At 46.0% G+C, this 15,656-nt stretch carries 15 protein-coding genes; 11 read left to right on the plus strand and 4 right to left on the minus strand.

The genetic code is table 11. The features are described from left to right. Positions 1-16 precede the first annotated feature (16 nt). The 4 genes from M3629_RS02120 to M3629_RS02135 all read left to right on the plus strand — a co-directional run bounded on the left by M3629_RS02120 (position 17) and on the right by M3629_RS02135 (position 2,759). Positions 17-1,363 (plus strand): hemolysin family protein, encoded by a 1,347-nt coding sequence (locus M3629_RS02120; RefSeq protein WP_251502712.1) that lies wholly within the window; start codon positions 17-19, stop codon positions 1,361-1,363. A gap of 278 nt (positions 1,364-1,641) precedes the next feature. Beyond that, entirely contained in the window at positions 1,642-1,920 is a 279-nt protein-coding gene (locus M3629_RS02125; protein WP_251502713.1) for a spore coat associated protein CotJA, read from the plus strand. After that, positions 1,892-2,167 (plus strand): spore coat protein CotJB, encoded by a 276-nt coding sequence (locus M3629_RS02130; RefSeq protein ID WP_090920142.1) that lies wholly within the window; start codon positions 1,892-1,894, stop codon positions 2,165-2,167. Before M3629_RS02125 ends, M3629_RS02130 begins: the two co-directional genes overlap by 29 nt. 22 nt (positions 2,168-2,189) lie before the next feature. Then, positions 2,190-2,759, plus strand: a complete 570-nt coding sequence (locus M3629_RS02135; RefSeq protein WP_090920145.1) for a manganese catalase family protein — start codon at positions 2,190-2,192, stop codon at positions 2,757-2,759. Between the two features lie 252 nt (positions 2,760-3,011). Here M3629_RS02135 and M3629_RS02140 read toward each other — a convergent pair whose 3' ends face one another. The 4 genes from M3629_RS02140 to M3629_RS02155 form a co-directional block, all read right to left on the minus strand. After that, entirely contained in the window at positions 3,012-4,004 is a 993-nt protein-coding gene (locus M3629_RS02140) for a 3-oxoacyl-[acyl-carrier-protein] synthase III C-terminal domain-containing protein (RefSeq protein WP_251502714.1), read from the minus strand. A gap of 62 nt (positions 4,005-4,066) precedes the next feature. Then, positions 4,067-4,408 carry a hypothetical protein gene (locus M3629_RS02145; RefSeq protein WP_154886770.1) on the minus strand — a complete coding sequence of 114 codons (342 nt, stop codon included), beginning with the start codon at positions 4,406-4,408 and terminating at the stop codon, positions 4,067-4,069. A gap of 194 nt (positions 4,409-4,602) precedes the next feature. Next, on the minus strand, positions 4,603-4,971 hold the full coding sequence (locus tag M3629_RS02150) for a carboxymuconolactone decarboxylase family protein (protein WP_251502715.1): 369 nt from the start codon (positions 4,969-4,971) through the stop codon (positions 4,603-4,605). Between the two features lie 12 nt (positions 4,972-4,983). Then, on the minus strand, positions 4,984-6,621 hold the full coding sequence (locus M3629_RS02155) for a thiamine pyrophosphate-binding protein (protein ID WP_251502716.1): 1,638 nt from the start codon (positions 6,619-6,621) through the stop codon (positions 4,984-4,986). Between the two features lie 283 nt (positions 6,622-6,904). Here M3629_RS02155 and M3629_RS02160 point away from each other — a divergent pair, with 283 nt between their 5' ends. From M3629_RS02160 to M3629_RS02190, 7 genes are all read left to right on the plus strand, one after another. Further along, a complete protein-coding gene (locus tag M3629_RS02160) occupies positions 6,905-7,885 on the plus strand; it encodes a Gfo/Idh/MocA family protein (protein ID WP_251502717.1) in 981 nt (326 codons plus the stop codon). A 29-nt stretch (positions 7,886-7,914) separates the two neighbouring features. After that, positions 7,915-8,601 carry an HAD family hydrolase gene (locus tag M3629_RS02165; RefSeq protein ID WP_251502718.1) on the plus strand — a complete coding sequence of 229 codons (687 nt, stop codon included), beginning with the start codon at positions 7,915-7,917 and terminating at the stop codon, positions 8,599-8,601. Between the two features lie 212 nt (positions 8,602-8,813). Next, a complete protein-coding gene (locus M3629_RS02170; RefSeq protein ID WP_221786449.1) occupies positions 8,814-9,704 on the plus strand; it encodes a carbohydrate ABC transporter permease in 891 nt (296 codons plus the stop codon). Positions 9,705-9,726: 22 nt separating this feature from the next. Beyond that, positions 9,727-10,608: a carbohydrate ABC transporter permease gene (locus tag M3629_RS02175; RefSeq protein WP_090920169.1), complete on the plus strand. Its 882-nt coding sequence runs from the start codon at positions 9,727-9,729 to the stop codon at positions 10,606-10,608. Between the two features lie 116 nt (positions 10,609-10,724). After that, the gene (locus tag M3629_RS02180) at positions 10,725-12,470 is read left to right on the plus strand and encodes a sensor histidine kinase (protein WP_251502719.1); all 1,746 of its coding nucleotides are present in this window, start codon (positions 10,725-10,727) and stop codon (positions 12,468-12,470) included. A 14-nt stretch (positions 12,471-12,484) separates the two neighbouring features. Further along, positions 12,485-14,092, plus strand: a complete 1,608-nt coding sequence (locus M3629_RS02185) for a helix-turn-helix domain-containing protein (protein WP_251502720.1) — start codon at positions 12,485-12,487, stop codon at positions 14,090-14,092. A gap of 129 nt (positions 14,093-14,221) precedes the next feature. Then, positions 14,222-15,622 carry an ABC transporter substrate-binding protein gene (locus M3629_RS02190; RefSeq protein ID WP_251502721.1) on the plus strand — a complete coding sequence of 467 codons (1,401 nt, stop codon included), beginning with the start codon at positions 14,222-14,224 and terminating at the stop codon, positions 15,620-15,622. Positions 15,623-15,656 lie beyond the last annotated feature (34 nt).

Raw genomic sequence — 15,656 nt, forward strand, 5'->3', positions numbered from 1 at the left:
GAAGGGGAGTTACATCTTGGGCATTCATACCGAATTTCATCTTGGACAGCTGGTATTTAATCTGGTCTGTGTCTTTTTGCTCGTATTTTTGAATGGTGTATTTGTCGCAGCAGAGTTCTCTCTCGTCAAAGTAAGACAGACACGCCTGACACAATTGCAGAGTGAGGGAAACCGTCTGGCTGGTTACGCCCTGAAGGTGAACGGTAAACTGGATGCCTATCTGTCGGCTACGCAGTTCGGGATTACACTGACATCTCTCGGACTGGGATGGTTGGGGGAACCTGCGATCTCCAAACTGCTTGTGGAACCGCTGATGTTTAAGCTTGGCGTTTCCGATACAGGTCTGATTACAACGGTATCCGTTATTATCGGATTCTGTATCATTACGTTTCTGCACATTGTACTTGGTGAGCTGGCCCCAAAATCGCTGGCGATTCAAAAAACAGATGGAGTGGCGTTGCTTTTATCGGCACCGTTACTATTATTTTATAAAATTTTCTTTCCGTTCATCTGGGTTCTTAACGCATCAGCGAATGCATTATTACGTTTGGCTGGTATTGAACCCGCGAGTGAAAGTGAGGCCCATTCCGAAGATGAGCTTCGCATCCTGATGAAACAGAGTGCCAAAAGCGGGGTCATCGACAAGGATGAGATCAAGCTGATGGATAATATCTTTGATTTCTCCGATATGCTGGCGAGGGAGGTCATGCTGCCTCGTACAGATATGGACTGTTTGTATACCCATCTGTCACTGGAGGAAAATCTAAAGATCATCAATGCAACGAAGCACTCCCGTTACCCGGTTGCCGTAGAAGATAAGGACGAGATTATCGGATTTATTCATATTACGGACTTGCTTCTGGCAGAACCGGAGCAACAACAGAATCTGGCTTCAATGGTACGTCCGATTCTGAACGTTCCCGAGTCGATGGAGATTAGCCATGTGTTACGTTTAATGCAGAAAAAGCACTCCCAGATGACGCTTGTTGTCGATGAATATGGGGGGACTGCAGGCTTGCTGACGGCTGAAGAGATTTTGGAAGAGATTGTTGGGGATCTGTATGATGAGTTCGAGGATGAGCGGCCACACATGGAACGAATCGGTGAGGCTTTCTCGATTGACGGACGTTCGTTGATCGAGGAAGTTCATGAATGGACCGGAGCAATCATTGAGGATGAAGAGGTAGATACCATTGGCGGTTGGCTCTTCAAAGAACTGGAAGGCAGTCCGGCTAAGGGGAGAACACGTGAACGGAACGGTTATGTTTTTGAAGTCGAAGAGTCTACACGTCTACGAATTAACCGGGTCAAAGTGTACAAGCAAGTGAAAGAACAAGATGAAATCTCGGAAGATGAGCAGTGATCTTCTATTGTCTCCGGATGATAATCGATGTGAACCATAGCGGATAAACAAGATTTTTAAGTAAGACCTTTGAGCTGGTGTTATGACACCTTTCAAAGGTCTTTTTTGCATGTCGGGAATAAGTGAACTTGCTCTGCAATAGCAAAATCCTTCTTATAGTTTCTGTAAAAAGGGATTATCTTGATCATCTCGACATATGGTTATAAGGACAGGAAATGATGGGGATGTACTGTATGCCTTGTGAAGTAATGCCCAGAATGCAGAATGCTTGTGATTGCATGATAAAGGAGGCGTTTCGATTGAAAGATCCTCAGGTTCGGGCTTATGTTCCTTTTGTGGGTCCATTTGATCCGTGTAAACCTCTAGGTATTCGTACGTATCTGGTTCCACCGCAATTATTTATTCCTTTTCAGCCGATGGGGTGGCCGCAATACAGTCCGGCTGAGGCTTTAAGGCTCGGCACATTGTGGCCGGCGCTGTACAGTCCGTATACCTCGAAGAAAACGAAGGAAAGGGCGGTGGTGAACGATGGAGAAGGAACAGCCGAAAGCCTGTGACGCCAAATATTACGAACTGCTGGAGGAACTACAGGCGCTGGATTTTGTTCTGGTTGAGCTGAATTTGTATTTGGATACACATCCGGGAGATTTTCAAAGCATCGAGCAGTACAACAAGTTCAGCCAGGAACGGATGCGCGTTGCACATGAATTTCAGCAGTTATACGGTCCGCTGACGAATTTTGGTCATGCCTTTTCCAAATATCCGTGGGAGTGGTCCCAGACACCTTGGCCTTGGCAAGTATAAAATCGAAGGAGGCGTCCTGTGCATGTGGGTATATGAAAAAAAATTGCAATATCCAGTTCGGGTGAGTAAATGTGATCCGCATATGGCGAAGCTGTTGATGGAACAATATGGCGGTGCAGACGGAGAACTGGCGGCAGCCCTGCGATACCTGAATCAACGTTATACGATTCCTGACAAAATCATCGGTCTATTGAATGACATCGCAACGGAGGAATTTTCTCACTTGGAGATGATTGCAACGATGATTTACAAACTCACCAAGGATGCCACGATTGAGCAATTGGAGCTGGCCGGGTTGGATGCCCATTATGCGGCACATGACAGAGCACTCTTTTACAATAACGCTGCTGGAGTACCCTTTACCGCCACCTATATTCAAGCGAAGGGTGATCCGATCGCGGATTTGTACGAAGATATCGCAGCCGAAGAGAAAGCTCGGGCTACATATCAATGGTTAATTGATTTAACGGATGACGTGGATTTGCAAGACAGTCTGAAATTTTTGCGGGAACGCGAGATTGTGCACTCACTGCGGTTCCGGGAGGCCGTTGAAATTCTGAAGGATGATCGGGAAACGAAGAAAATATTCTGACGATGAGCCAATCAGCAACATATGTAGCGTAAGGGATAAAGGGCAGTCCAGGTGGGCTGCTTTTTATATTTAGGTACAATGATATAAGTTGAACTGTTCTTTTACACGTTATCGGAGTGGACTGTGTAAAATTTTTAGTTGAACTTATATAGATTGAAAAAATAAGATCAAAAAAAGGACGATGAATGAAGAGTTGTTCCTCAAGGTCGTCCTGCAGATTTAACATATAAGGTTGAAGGAGTGCTCTTACTTCTAGTATTCCACGACCATGGCAACATTTTGCCACCCGGCTCCAACGGTCCAGAACAACACTTTGTCACCGCGATGTAGCTTTCCGGAGCTAATGGCTCGTTGCAGTGCTATAAACGGGCTACTAGTCGAGGTATAACCAAACTCGTCGCCGATATATACAGCAATGTCATCAGCAATGCCGATGTTTTGGGACACTGCACGAATGTTAGCGAGCGATAATTGAGAGAAACAGGCGGCTTTAATCTCATCCGGCTTGATTTCATTCCGTGTCAGCAACGTACGAATGGACTCTGAAGCTGCATCGACACAGATTGAATCGTCAAACGGTGTGAATTTCACATGAAAAGCTCCTGCATCAACACCCGTGCTTCCGAGCTTCGCGAGTCCTTCGGCTGGAAAGAGTGAATTTTGATATACACAGGTATCCGTCTGGTAGATTGAATCGATAAACCCAACGGCATGTTCATCCCGTTCTACAATTACAGCTGCGGCCGCATCTCCGAAATTCGCAAAATAAACCGGATCATCCGGACTGGCATGAGGAGCAACATAGTCTGAGCCGATGATCAGCGCACGCTTGATTCTTGGATTACCAAGCATCTGCCGACTGACCTGTTCAAAAGCTGCGGTCATGCCTGCACAGTTGGCATTGCTATCAATACAGATGGTGTGGGCTGCTCCGCTGATCAGATGATGAATCATTAAGGAATTCGTAGGAAAAATATATTCCGGTGTTTGGCTTGCATACGCAATCAAGTCGATATCTTGTCCGGTTAATCCGGTTTTAGCGAGTAGCTTTCGGGTGGCCTCGAAGGCCATGGTCAGTGAGTTTTCGTCCTCCTGATCAATTTTGTAACGTGACTCACGCCCGAGTGCTTTTAACAAACCACGAATATCGACCCCTCTGGCATCAAAATGTTCAATATAAAAATCATTGTGCACCTTGGTTTCAGGGTGATACATATCGATATCTACAATACGAATTCCAGCCATCGTCATCCTCCTCTTAAGTGGAAAGGCAGAGCTGTCATTAAAGCATCATACAAATCAGGGAGCTACGCCGAAATAATTTCGAGATTGTCCAGCCCTACCGTCCGACCAAGTCTGGCAAGCTGCATTTTCAGAATGGCATTGTTCTCCAAAGTTAACACCACTTTTTTGTATTCGTCCTTTTTGAACATGGCCAGGCATCCCTCCAGAAGAGGTACAATCTCGGGGGCAGTAACATTCAACTTTTTGCAGTCAATATCCAGGTTAAACTCCTTGGTGTTGATGGCAGATATCGTATCCTGATACGCCGAGATCGAACGAAGACCATCCTCTTGAGAAAAAGAACCTTCCAATTCAATGTGCAACACCTTGTTTGAAGCATCCGTTTGTAGATTAAACTTTCCCATTACGCGTTCTCTCTCCTTTGTAAAAAATGAGTGAAAACTATCCTCTATGGAATGAATGGAGCAGTCCAATAGCCCCTAAAGTGAGCGGTACCAGGTTGTAAGGCTGGAAGGATAATTTACCCATATTATAAAGGTAATAATGTAAAAAGATCAATAAAAAGGTCGAATAATGTATAAAAATGTAGAACGTTGAATTACTGGATTTCCTCAAGCGTGGCAAGCAATACATTAAATGCACTGATAATACGTGGAGCACCGACACACGGTGCCAGATGAAGCAATACTCCCTTAAGTTCATCAACGGTAATACCCACACTTAAGGCCATGGCATAATGCACACCAAGCTGTTCGAATTGTCCCTGTGTAATTAATGACGAAATAATGGCGACTTCTTTCCACTGATCTGTAATGGTTGTCCGCTGAAAAATATCACCATATGCCGTTCCCATTATAAATTCGGACAGTTCGGGAAAATGCTCCTTAATCGGAGCAAGTGCCTTCGCACCATATTCCCCGGAAAGCTTGGCAAAACGATCTAACCCTTGGGTCACTTGTTCACTCATGACTCGTACCTCCTAATCTAGATTGACAACCCGATGAGCCGTTGGCGGGATCTCGTCCCGATCGGTCAACAGCTCGATGACAACAACTTGATTTAATTCCAAAGCGGCCTCCAGTGCGGCAGAGAACTGCGGTAACGTTTCTGCACGGAAAGCCTTAGCTCCAAGGGACTCGGCAAACTTGACTGCATCCATGGGAACCTCGAAGAGTGTGCCATCGATGCGTCCCGTCGTTTTTTCCATGCCTTTCAAGGCCATATCCAGCTGTTTGTTGTTGACAACGATAAAAATGACAGGAAGATCCTTGCATACGGCTGTATTGATTTCTGTGCCCAGCATCATAAAACATCCATCTCCGGTAATACATACAACCGTTTCTTCAGGTGAAGCCGCTTTGGCACCAATAGTCATGCCGATGGCATTCCCCATGCAGGCAAAGTAGGCATCAAATATGAAACTGCCGGGTTTCTTCACTTTGTAACGCTGGACGGCATGAAAGCCGTGGCTTCCATCATCAACAAACAGTTTGTGGTCATAGGGAAGCAGTTCGCTCATCTGATCGAGTACGGCAGCAAGTGACAGATGCGGCAGATCTGGTAATGGAGTTTGATATTCAAAGGACTCGAAGGCACCTGTAGAAGCAGATGTAAGAGAGGATGGCAAGGTGCTGAGCAGATATTGCAGATTGTCTTTGATATCCCCTGTGATATGTAAGGTCTGAGATTGTAGAATTTTGCCTACGAAAGTTGGATCGGAATCGATTTGAATCAGCTGTGCCGGATGATTATGCGGCTTGAGATTACAGAGCGTCATATCACTCAGTCTGGAGCCGAGCACAATATACAGATCACTTTGATTCAACATCTCGTCCCCGTGTGGGAATCCGCCAACACCACAGGGGCCATGATATAAGGGGTGATCCCATATTATGGCTCCTTTCCCCCCAGGAGTTGTCACGACTGGAATATTAAATGTTTCGGCTAATTGCTTTAGTTCCTCATGCGCCCCGGCACGAGTTACACCTTTACCTGCAATGATTAATGGGCGTTCTGCTTGATGCAGTAAAGGCAGGATTCGATTCAAACTTGAGATGCTGAGCAATGGCTCAGGTTCTGGAATAACAATACGACATATTGGAAGTTGCTCCGTTTGCACGTCAAAAGGCAGGCAGAGATGGACAGGACCTTTGTTTGGGCCAAGTGCAATAGAAAGGGCATGATTCAAGATGGTTCCGAAGTGATCTCCACGTTCGACCAGTTTGCTGAATAGCGTGGCAGGTCTGAACATTTCGGCCAGATCAGCCAAATACGAAGAGGAGTCCTGACACTGGGGGATGCCCAGTTCCTGAATAGATTGATGGCCGGTAAGAAATAAAACGGGAAGATTATTCGCTTTGGCATGGGCCGCTGCGGTGAGCAGATTAGTTCCTCCAGGGCCAGAGGTGGCGAAGGCTACGCCCAAACGGCCTGTCTGCAATGCATAACCCGATGCGGCAAAGCCTGAACTGGCTTCGTGACGACCTGGGATAAATTCCAAACCGTAATCTACCATTTTCAGAAGAGCGGGACAGATAGATTTTCCGATAATACCAAATACATGAGTGACACCCAGATTGCGTAGCGTTTCTGCTAAGTAGTCCGCAACAGTTCTCATGCGTGGACACCTCGTTTCAAAGTAGTAGGTTTTAAGAACCAGGCGGCTTATCCAATTGTGCATGTTGGTATTTGTCTAAGGTTGTAAGAAGAAGAATGACTTGGTACTAGAAATGGTATCTTTTTTTGTGGTTTTTTGTCAATCCTTTTCCTGATTCCAATGACCTGAGGCTATTTACCTATACATATTGACGCGATGAAGCGATATCGGGATAACGCAATGCATGATCAACGGTTCTAATCCACGATTTCTGCTATACTGAAATTGAATTGGAGGGAATGCAATGACATCATTGAAAATGGCTGTAATCGGCCTGGGTAAGATGGGTTTACATATGATTCATCAAGCGGAAAATACTCAAATGGATATCCCCGTTGAGATTACTGCGGTCTGTGATGCGAATGAGCAAAGCTTACAGGAATTTGCAGCAACCCGTCCATCGGTGAAAACATATCGTGATTATAAACAGCTACTGGATGAACAGCAGATTGACCTCGTCTACATTGCTGTACCGCCGAAATATCATTATCCGGTTGTAATGGACGCACTGGACCGTCGAATTCATGTGTTCTGTGAAAAGCCGCTCGCTAACAGTTTAGAAGAAGCGCGCAAAATGGTCGAAGCTGCTGAGCAAGCTGGTGTGGTTCACGCCGTTCATTTTTCGATGCCGCATGAGTCAGCTGTGTTGAAGTTGCAAGAGATGGTTAAACAACAGGCAGCGGGTGACATTCGCAAAATTGACCTGATTCTGCAGTTCCCGCAGTGGCCGCGCTCATGGCAGCAGAATGAATGGATCACAAGCCGGGATCAGGGAGGTTTTATCCTCGAAGTTGGCATTCACTGGATTCATATGATCCAGAATGTATTCGGGCGTCTACGTGTACTGAATGCTCAAGTAACTTACCCTGCCGATCAACCAGATGCTTGTGAACAGGAAGTGCAGGCTGTACTTGAAGTACAGGGTGGAACCCGGGTTCATCTGCAGGGGATTTCTCATTTTGCTGGCGAGGAGCGTGTATCCATGGTTGTATATGGCACCGAGGGCACCATTGCGCTGGAAAATTGGGAGGAATTGATGAGTGGTAAGATCGGACAGCCGATGTCCTCCGTGGAAGTGCTGGAATCTTCCAGCGAACTGCCTGTGTTGAAACATGTCATTGCCCGTATTCAGGGCAAACCGGGCAGGATTTATACGTTCCACGATGGGTACGAGGCGCAACAGGTGCTTGAAGCACTTCGGAACAGTAATTCATCTACGAATTAACCAATTTCACGCCGAAAGGAATTTTGCATATGACGAATAAAGCGGGTTTACGTAAACCGGAAGCGATGATTTTTGATATGGATGGCACGTTGTTTCAGACAGAGACCTTGCTTCTGCCTGCGTATCATCAGTTATTTGATACGTTGCGTGCAGAGGGGCACTTTGAAGGAGAAACTCCGCCGGAAGAGCGGATGCTTGGAAGTCTGGGCATGTTGCTTGAAGATATCTGGAAAGTTGTTATGCCTGAAGCATCCGAAGCGGCTCATCGTCGTGCCGATGAATTATTGTTGCAACTTGAGATCGAAGGACTCGATGGAGGCGACTCCAAACTGTATCCCGGTGTCAAAGAAACATTGACAGCACTGAAAGCCCAAGGTATTCGTCTGTTTGTTGCCAGCAATGGGCTTGAGGATTATGTCAAGGGGGTTGCGTTCGCACACGAGATCATGCCGCTATTTGAAGGGGTATATAGTGCAGGTCAGTACAAGACACCTTCCAAAATTAACTTGGTACAGATTTTGTTGCAGAAACACCGGATTCAGGATGCCTGGATGGTAGGTGATCGTTCTTCGGACGTCGAAGCGGGCAAAATGAATAACCAGACCGTTATCGGCTGTGCTTATGCCGGATTCGGCAGGGATGAAGAACTTGCCGGTTCCGATGCACTGATCTCAGATTTCACTGATTTGCTCCGTCTATATGAAGAAGCAGAATAAGTGTTTTAACACTGCATGATCATGGCAACAGCTTTATCAACGATTTACAGCTTTTTATCACATACCTGTATGGGCCTTTTTGCGCCTATGCAGGTTTTTTGCGTCTTCGCACGCAGTCACATTCTCCCCTGTAGAAAGTTGATTTCCCTATCCCGCATATGATGTAAATCCCTCTATACTTTCATTCAAAAGCTATAGGGGGTCTGATTCTGATGAAACCATCCAAACTGAACGCCTACATCTTCATCATTCCAAGTCTCTTTCTCACACTGGTATTCGGAATCTATCCGTTGTTATGGGCTCTGCGCTACATGTTCTATGATTATCAGGGCATCGGGAAGCCAATCTTCATCGGACTTGATAACTTTGCACGGATTATTCGTGATGGACAGTTTTGGGATTCGGTCAAAAATACGGGGATATATGCACTTGGTAAACTCGTCATCACCATTCCACTATCTCTGATTCTGGCGATTATCCTGAATCGCAAGTGGCGTGGCCGCTCTTTGTTCAGAGCGGTTTTCTATCTTCCAACCATTTTTAGTGCATCTGTCATGGCGATTGTTTTTTTCATCATTTTCAATTCATATAACGGCATTTTGAATCAGCTGCTGATGAAGTATCACATCATATCCTCGCCAATTGGTTGGCTGGATGCGAATCATGCGATGCTGACAACGATCATTATTGCGATCTGGGGTGCTGTCGGAAACTATATGTTGTTGTTCATTGCGGGTCTGCAAAGCATTCCGGAGGAGCTGTATGAGGCGGCATCACTGGATGGAGCAAGCGAATTCCAGAAATTACGCAATGTAACGATTCCGCTACTCGGACCAGTAATGCAGATGATCATTATGCTAGCGATCACGACAGCACTTAAGGGGTACGAAAGCATTATGGTCTTAACCGAGGGTGGGCCTTATGGCAAAACAGAGGTTATGTATCTGTACCTGTTCAAACTGTTGTTCCCTGTTTCGGCGGACACACAATCTTTGCAACAGCTTGGTTACGGAAGTGCAGTTGGATTCACAACAGCTCTTATTGTAGGGGCAGTGACGCTCATTTACTTCCAGATTTCCAAAAAGCTTAATGATGTCTACTAATCATGATTAGGAGGGAACGATGATGACTCAAACCGTGCTTGCACCTGCATCTTCGAATTCAAGTTCATTCCGCTGGACTCGCTGGACGAAGCGAACCATCCTCTTTATATTTTTGCTGATCATTGCGATCTTGTCCCTGTTCCCGATCATCCTCGTGTTACTAGGATCGTTCAAAACCAACCAGGAACTTACCGGAGGAGCAACAATCTGGCCGAAGATATGGCAGTTCACGAACTACAGCCAGGCTTGGAAGACAGCAAATTTTTCCGGATTTACGATTAACAGTATTTTTGTAAGTATTGCCACAACGGTAGGAACACTGCTGGTATCGTCCATGGCTGCTTATGCGGTGGATCGGGTGAATTTTAAAGGCAAAAAAGCGTATACGCTGCTCATGGCATCCACACTGTTTATTTCGATCGGTGCTGTGGTACTTAGACCACAGTTTGATCTCATGGTCAAGCTGGGTCTGAACAATTCGCTGTGGGGTGTCATCATCATATTAATCAGTGCCCATGCGGCAACCTATTTTATTCTCGTTGGGTTCTTTAAGAGTATCCCCCGTGAATTGGACGAGGCTGCGATGATTGATGGCTGTAACTTCTTTACCACCTACTGGCGGATTATTCTACCACTCTTGCGTCCGGGTCTGGCTGTTGCGGGACTGGGTGTTTTCCAGAACTCATGGAATGAATATATTCTTCCGTTCGTATTCACGATGAGCAATCCCAAGTTGCAAACCTTGCCGGTTGGTCTGGCGAACCTTCGCTACGGCATCGGGGCTGCAGCTGAGGTGCAATTAATGATGGCTGGAGCTTGTCTGTCGATTTTGCCACTGCTGGTTGTATACATTTTTGCGAATAAATCATTCATGCAAGTTACGCTGGGGGCTGTCAAAGGTTAGGGCGGTAAAGCTGAGGAAGAGATTTCGGGGAACGGTATTCCGTGCAGATTCCGCTGTGCTATACTCTTTTTAATTACAGCGGACAGGGCCAGCCCTTGTTCAAGGAGCGACCGCCTATGAAGTCAACTTTCTACAAAATGTCTCTGAAAAAACGGATACAGCTCATCTACATTTTTCTCGTTGTTTTGTGTATCAGTGTGACTGGCATTTTCTCTTATCTCTTCGCTGCCAAAAGTATAGAGCGGAACGCGCTTGAATTAAAGAAGAGCATTCTGAACAAGTCCGTACAGGTCATGGACGAGCATCTGCGTCATATCGTCGTTTCATCTTATTCGTTCATGCTGAGTGACACATTCACACAGGTGATGAAGGATGTGCGTAATCACAATGATGGACGTTATTATCAGAATCTCTCTCTGCTTCAGACAACGTTTGCCCAGTTGAAGCTGGTAGAGCCGCTGATTGATACCGCATATTTGAAGACACCGATCGGCAATTTTTTCTCGACAAAAGACTTCCCGAATCAAAGCACTGCGTTTGACAAGGAATATGGAGAAGTTGTCAAACGGCCCGGCTGGAATACGATGTGGTTTGGTTCACATCCCAGCGAATTATTCCAATCCCGGGGTAATGTGCTGTCACTGTTGCTTAAACCGATTGTGATCGATAACCATACCTTCTCGGAGGTATACATGGTCGTTAACATGAGGGAAGCAGCCATGCGAGATATTTTAAATCAGGATCTGATGAACAGTCAGGTGCAACTGTTTTTACTTCATAAAAATGGAAGTGAGGTCATTCGTCCGGGAGCAGGCACTTTTGACCTGGTAACAGAGCCTAGATTTGCACAACGATTAGATCGCGGGTCAGGTGATTTCACGTATACCAACGGACAGGGACAAGATATGTTGGTGAATTACTCGGCTCTGTCGATGAATGAGGACTGGGTTATGGTCAGTGTTCAGTCCAAGGCCGATTTATTATCTCCACTGAAGAAGATTCGCTGGCTGGTCATCCTGATTATGCTGTTCTGCATCCTGCTGGCGCTCGCGTTGTCCGACCTGTTATCCTCTGCGCTGCTGAAACCGCTGAACAAATTGCGGCGGCTCATGGTCGAGGTGGAGTACAACGACTTGGACGTACGCTTTCGCAGCAAATATGACGATGAGGTTAGTGCCGTAGGGCATCGCTTCAATCGAATGTTGGATCAGATTCAGGTTTTGTTTGAAGAGGTGCGAGCCACGGAACAGGACAAGCGGCGGCTGGAAGTGAAGGCGCTTCAAGCTCAGGTTGATCCTCATTTTCTGTACAATACGTTAAATACGATGTTTTGGAAAAGCGAGAGTGGGGAGAAGAAGGATGTCAGCTCAATGATTGTCTCTCTCTCCCTACTGTTCAGACTCGGCTTGAATGATGGAAAAGACATGACCACCGTAGAGCAAGAGATCAAACACGTCGAGCAGTATATGCAGTTACAGCAGCAATGTTACGAAGACTTGTTCGAATACCGGATTGAGGCAGAGGAATCCTGCAAAGGAATCGAAATTCTAAAAATTTTGCTTCAGCCTCTGGTGGAAAATTCGATCCTGCATGGTTTTAATGATAAGGAAGATTTAGGACGCATTCTGATCCGGATTCATCGTCTTGAAGATACACTCCGTTTGGAGGTCACGGACAATGGATGCGGCATGGATGTAGCGAAAATGAATGCGGAAGAAACAATAGAGGGGAACCGGAAAGGCTATGCTATATCCAATCTGGTTGATCGATTAAATCTACAGTACGGTGAGCAAGCTTCGCTTGTGTTCCGTAGTGAAATAAACGTGGGGACTACGGTAGTCATTACCATTCCGATTAGCTAGGAGGGAGCGTACGTATGGAGCAACTGACGATGTGTGTTATGGATGATATTCAGGCTGTGGTCAAGGGCATCGTTTCCACCATTCCGTGGGAGGATCATGAGGTGCGGATTGTCGGCACAGCGAACAATGGAGAGCAAGGCTGGTCGCTTCTGATTGAACAGCAGCCGGACATTGTCATTACGGATATCAAAATGCCTCGGCTCAGCGGACTCGAACTCATGAAGCGGGCAATGGATGCTGGACTGCGCTCCAAGTTTATTTTTATTAGCGGATACTCCGATTTTCAATACGCCCAGGAAGCGATCAAGCTCGGAGCCTTCGATTATCTGCTCAAACCATTTACGCCTGAGGAGATTTTGGGTGCGGTGCTAAAAGTGAGACAGGTTATTGAGAGTGAACAAGCGAAGTCGCAGCAACTTCAAAAGCTGAAACAGAAAGCGGTTAGCAGCAGTGAGTACGAACGTCACAGTTATCTTCTAGGTCTGCTTCGGCATGAGATTGGCGGATTTCTGAATGAAAGCCGGTGGGACGAGCTTGATATTGAGCTGTATTCCTCCAACCTCAACGTTATGGTCATTGAAGTTGATGGCTATACACGCTATGGATCGACAATGCATCTGGATGCAGAGATCGTTCCGTTTGCGGTTCAGAATATCGTCAGCGAGACATTGAATCGGTATACGAGAAGTGTTGTACTGCGTGAAAATCGTTACCGCCTGGCCGCTATATTTAATACATCCGAACAGATTAATTTATCCGATCTTATGGAGCAATGCCGCCACAATGTGGAGCAATATAGCAAAAAGACTATATCCATTGGAGTCGGAACCATCGCTCGCAGACCACAAGAAATCTGGATATCTTATGCCAATGCGGACAAGGCGATATCTTATCGTTTTTACAGTGAAGGAAACTGCATCTTCCAGTATGCAGAACTGGAGAATCAGGATGTGGTTGCTCCCGTCTATCCTTTGGAAAAGGAAAAGGAGTTATTTTACGCATTGAAATGTGGCAATGAAAGTTCTTGTCACCGAATTATCGATGATATTTTGGAAGTCTGGCAGAACGCCAAAGGTTTTCCCGAACCACTGACGATGATTCGTCTGTTGTCAGGACTCGCATTTGCGATCTATCGGGCGTTCTGTGATGAGATCACAGAAGAAGAACGGCTTCGTCTGGAAGCAGACTTGACCGTGCTTGAAGCGATGCGGTCGTTGACGTTTGAGGGCTGGGGAGCCTACATCAAGCATTTCAGCAGTATGGGATGCGAGATCATGGATAAGAAAAGGCTTACGGATGTCAAACAGGCGATCAGTAAATCCCAAGAGTTTATTAGCATGAATCTGTCCGAAAATCTCACATTGCAGACTTGTGCCCAGTCGGTTCACTTAAGTCCAAGTTATTTTGCGAATGCGTTCAAGAAGGAAACGGGGTTGACGCTTATTCAATATATTACGAAGTTAAGAATGGAAAAGGCGAAGGAACTGCTGGTTGCGGGGGTACAGGTACAGGAAATATGCCAGATGCTGGGGTATGAGGACAGACCGTATTTCAGTGGCCTTTTCAAAAAGTATTGTGGCATGACCCCTACACATTTTCGGCAGATGTATGAGAATGGGTAAGACAGAGATCGTCATTTTTCCCACCTTGCATAGTCAGAATGTCCCTCACTTCGACATAAGTGGAACGTTTATCATTACGTTAACGGGGAACCAAACAGGTTGTCCAGACAAGCATAAGGGGGCATTTCAATGGTTAAAAAGTGGATGATGACTACACTAAGTGCTGTGCTTGCATTAACGGTAGCGGGTTGTTCGACAGACAGTGGAACGACAAAGGGCAGCGAGACTGCAGCTGGCGGCGGAGAACAGAGTAGTGGCAAAACGAAAGTGGTCTATTGGACTCCGGATCGACACGATGCGGATTTTATGAAATCCAAGATCGAGCAATTCAACCAGACCAACAAAGACAACATTGAAGTGGAAATGACCGTCATGGGTGATAATTATCCGCAGGCCGTTGATATCGCATTTGCGAGTAAACAAGCTCCTGATGTGTTTCAAATCGACGATTTCCAAACGTATTATCAAAAGGGGTATCTTGCTCCAATCGACGGATATATGAGTGATACCATGAAGGCAACGTTCAAGGACAGCCTGATCGAAAATAAAAATACGATGGATGGAAAAGTATATACCCTTCCGAATACAGGCCAGATCTGGAGACTGGTGTACAATAAAGATATTTTCCAAAAAGCAGGCATTGCTTCTCCGCCTAAAACCATTGCTGAGATGGTAGCAGACGCAAAGAAAATTACCGAAGCAGGTAAAAGTGAAGGCATCTATGGCTTCGCCAGCCCATTCAAAAGTGGTAGCGGTTTCTGGAGAGCGGCGAACACCATTGCCGGTGCAAGTACGAACGAAGGTATCGACGGCTTTAACTACAAGACAGGTCAGTTTGACTTCAACATGTACAAGTCCATTGCCGAGGCTCTTCGTCAGATGAATCAAGATGGCAGCATGCTTCCGGGTGTGGAAAGCTTGGATATTGACCCACTGAGAGCACAATTTGCACAAGGCAAAATCGGGATGTACATCAATCACTCCGGTGAGCCAGGTGTCTACAAAGATCAATTCCCGACCAAAGAAAATTGGGGTGCTGCTCCTGTGCCAACAGATGATGGTACGATTAAAGGGGCTTCGCAAGTTATTGGTGGTTCCTATATCGGCATCAATGCTGACTCGAAAAACAAAGAAGCAGCTTGGAAGTTCATGGAGTACGTATACAGCACGGATCTGCAAAGTGAATATTATGAAAAAGGTTACGGTATCTCTCTGATTCCTGCTGTACTCAGCTCGGATAAAAAACCTAGCATTCCAGGTATCGAAGGTTTCTTACCTAAGAAGTATGACGCGATCTTCCCTGCCAATCCAAGTGTGATTACAGAGAGCTCGCTGGAAGGCATGAAATGGGCTGAAGCTTTCTCCGCTTACGTATTCACTGGTGGTGATTTGGATGGCGTGATCAAGGATCTGAACACACGGTATAATGCAGCACTTGAGAAAAGCAAAGCGGCAGGCCTGACTAAAATTGCGGCAGATCCATCGTTTGATTCATCCAAGCTTCAAGGTAAACTGTCCAAAGAAGAGTAAAATCTAAACATGGCGGCCGTTGTATTCATACTTC

The sequence above is a fragment of the Paenibacillus polysaccharolyticus genome (assembly GCF_023714295.1).
In the GTDB taxonomy this organism is placed as follows: Bacteria; Bacillota; Bacilli; order Paenibacillales; family Paenibacillaceae; genus Paenibacillus; species Paenibacillus polysaccharolyticus_A.

What these genes read in the sequence shown, in the direction of transcription:
- M3629_RS02125 (WP_251502713.1), top strand. Translation starts at nt 1,642, where the DNA reads ATGATAAAGGAGGCGTTTCGATTGAAAGATCCTCAGGTTCGGGCTTAT.
- M3629_RS02130 (WP_090920142.1), top strand. Translation starts at nt 1,892, where the DNA reads ATGGAGAAGGAACAGCCGAAAGCCTGTGACGCCAAATATTACGAACTG.
- M3629_RS02135 (WP_090920145.1), top strand. Translation starts at nt 2,190, where the DNA reads ATGTGGGTATATGAAAAAAAATTGCAATATCCAGTTCGGGTGAGTAAA.
- M3629_RS02140 (WP_251502714.1), bottom strand. Translation starts at nt 4,004, where the DNA reads ATGGCTGGAATTCGTATTGTAGATATCGATATGTATCACCCTGAAACC.
- M3629_RS02145 (WP_154886770.1), bottom strand. Translation starts at nt 4,408, where the DNA reads ATGGGAAAGTTTAATCTACAAACGGATGCTTCAAACAAGGTGTTGCAC.
- M3629_RS02150 (WP_251502715.1), bottom strand. Translation starts at nt 4,971, where the DNA reads ATGAGTGAACAAGTGACCCAAGGGTTAGATCGTTTTGCCAAGCTTTCC.
- M3629_RS02155 (WP_251502716.1), bottom strand. Translation starts at nt 6,621, where the DNA reads ATGAGAACTGTTGCGGACTACTTAGCAGAAACGCTACGCAATCTGGGT.
- M3629_RS02160 (WP_251502717.1), top strand. Translation starts at nt 6,905, where the DNA reads ATGACATCATTGAAAATGGCTGTAATCGGCCTGGGTAAGATGGGTTTA.
- M3629_RS02165 (WP_251502718.1), top strand. Translation starts at nt 7,915, where the DNA reads ATGACGAATAAAGCGGGTTTACGTAAACCGGAAGCGATGATTTTTGAT.
- M3629_RS02170 (WP_221786449.1), top strand. Translation starts at nt 8,814, where the DNA reads ATGAAACCATCCAAACTGAACGCCTACATCTTCATCATTCCAAGTCTC.
- M3629_RS02175 (WP_090920169.1), top strand. Translation starts at nt 9,727, where the DNA reads ATGACTCAAACCGTGCTTGCACCTGCATCTTCGAATTCAAGTTCATTC.
- M3629_RS02180 (WP_251502719.1), top strand. Translation starts at nt 10,725, where the DNA reads ATGAAGTCAACTTTCTACAAAATGTCTCTGAAAAAACGGATACAGCTC.
- M3629_RS02185 (WP_251502720.1), top strand. Translation starts at nt 12,485, where the DNA reads ATGGAGCAACTGACGATGTGTGTTATGGATGATATTCAGGCTGTGGTC.
- M3629_RS02190 (WP_251502721.1), top strand. Translation starts at nt 14,222, where the DNA reads ATGGTTAAAAAGTGGATGATGACTACACTAAGTGCTGTGCTTGCATTA.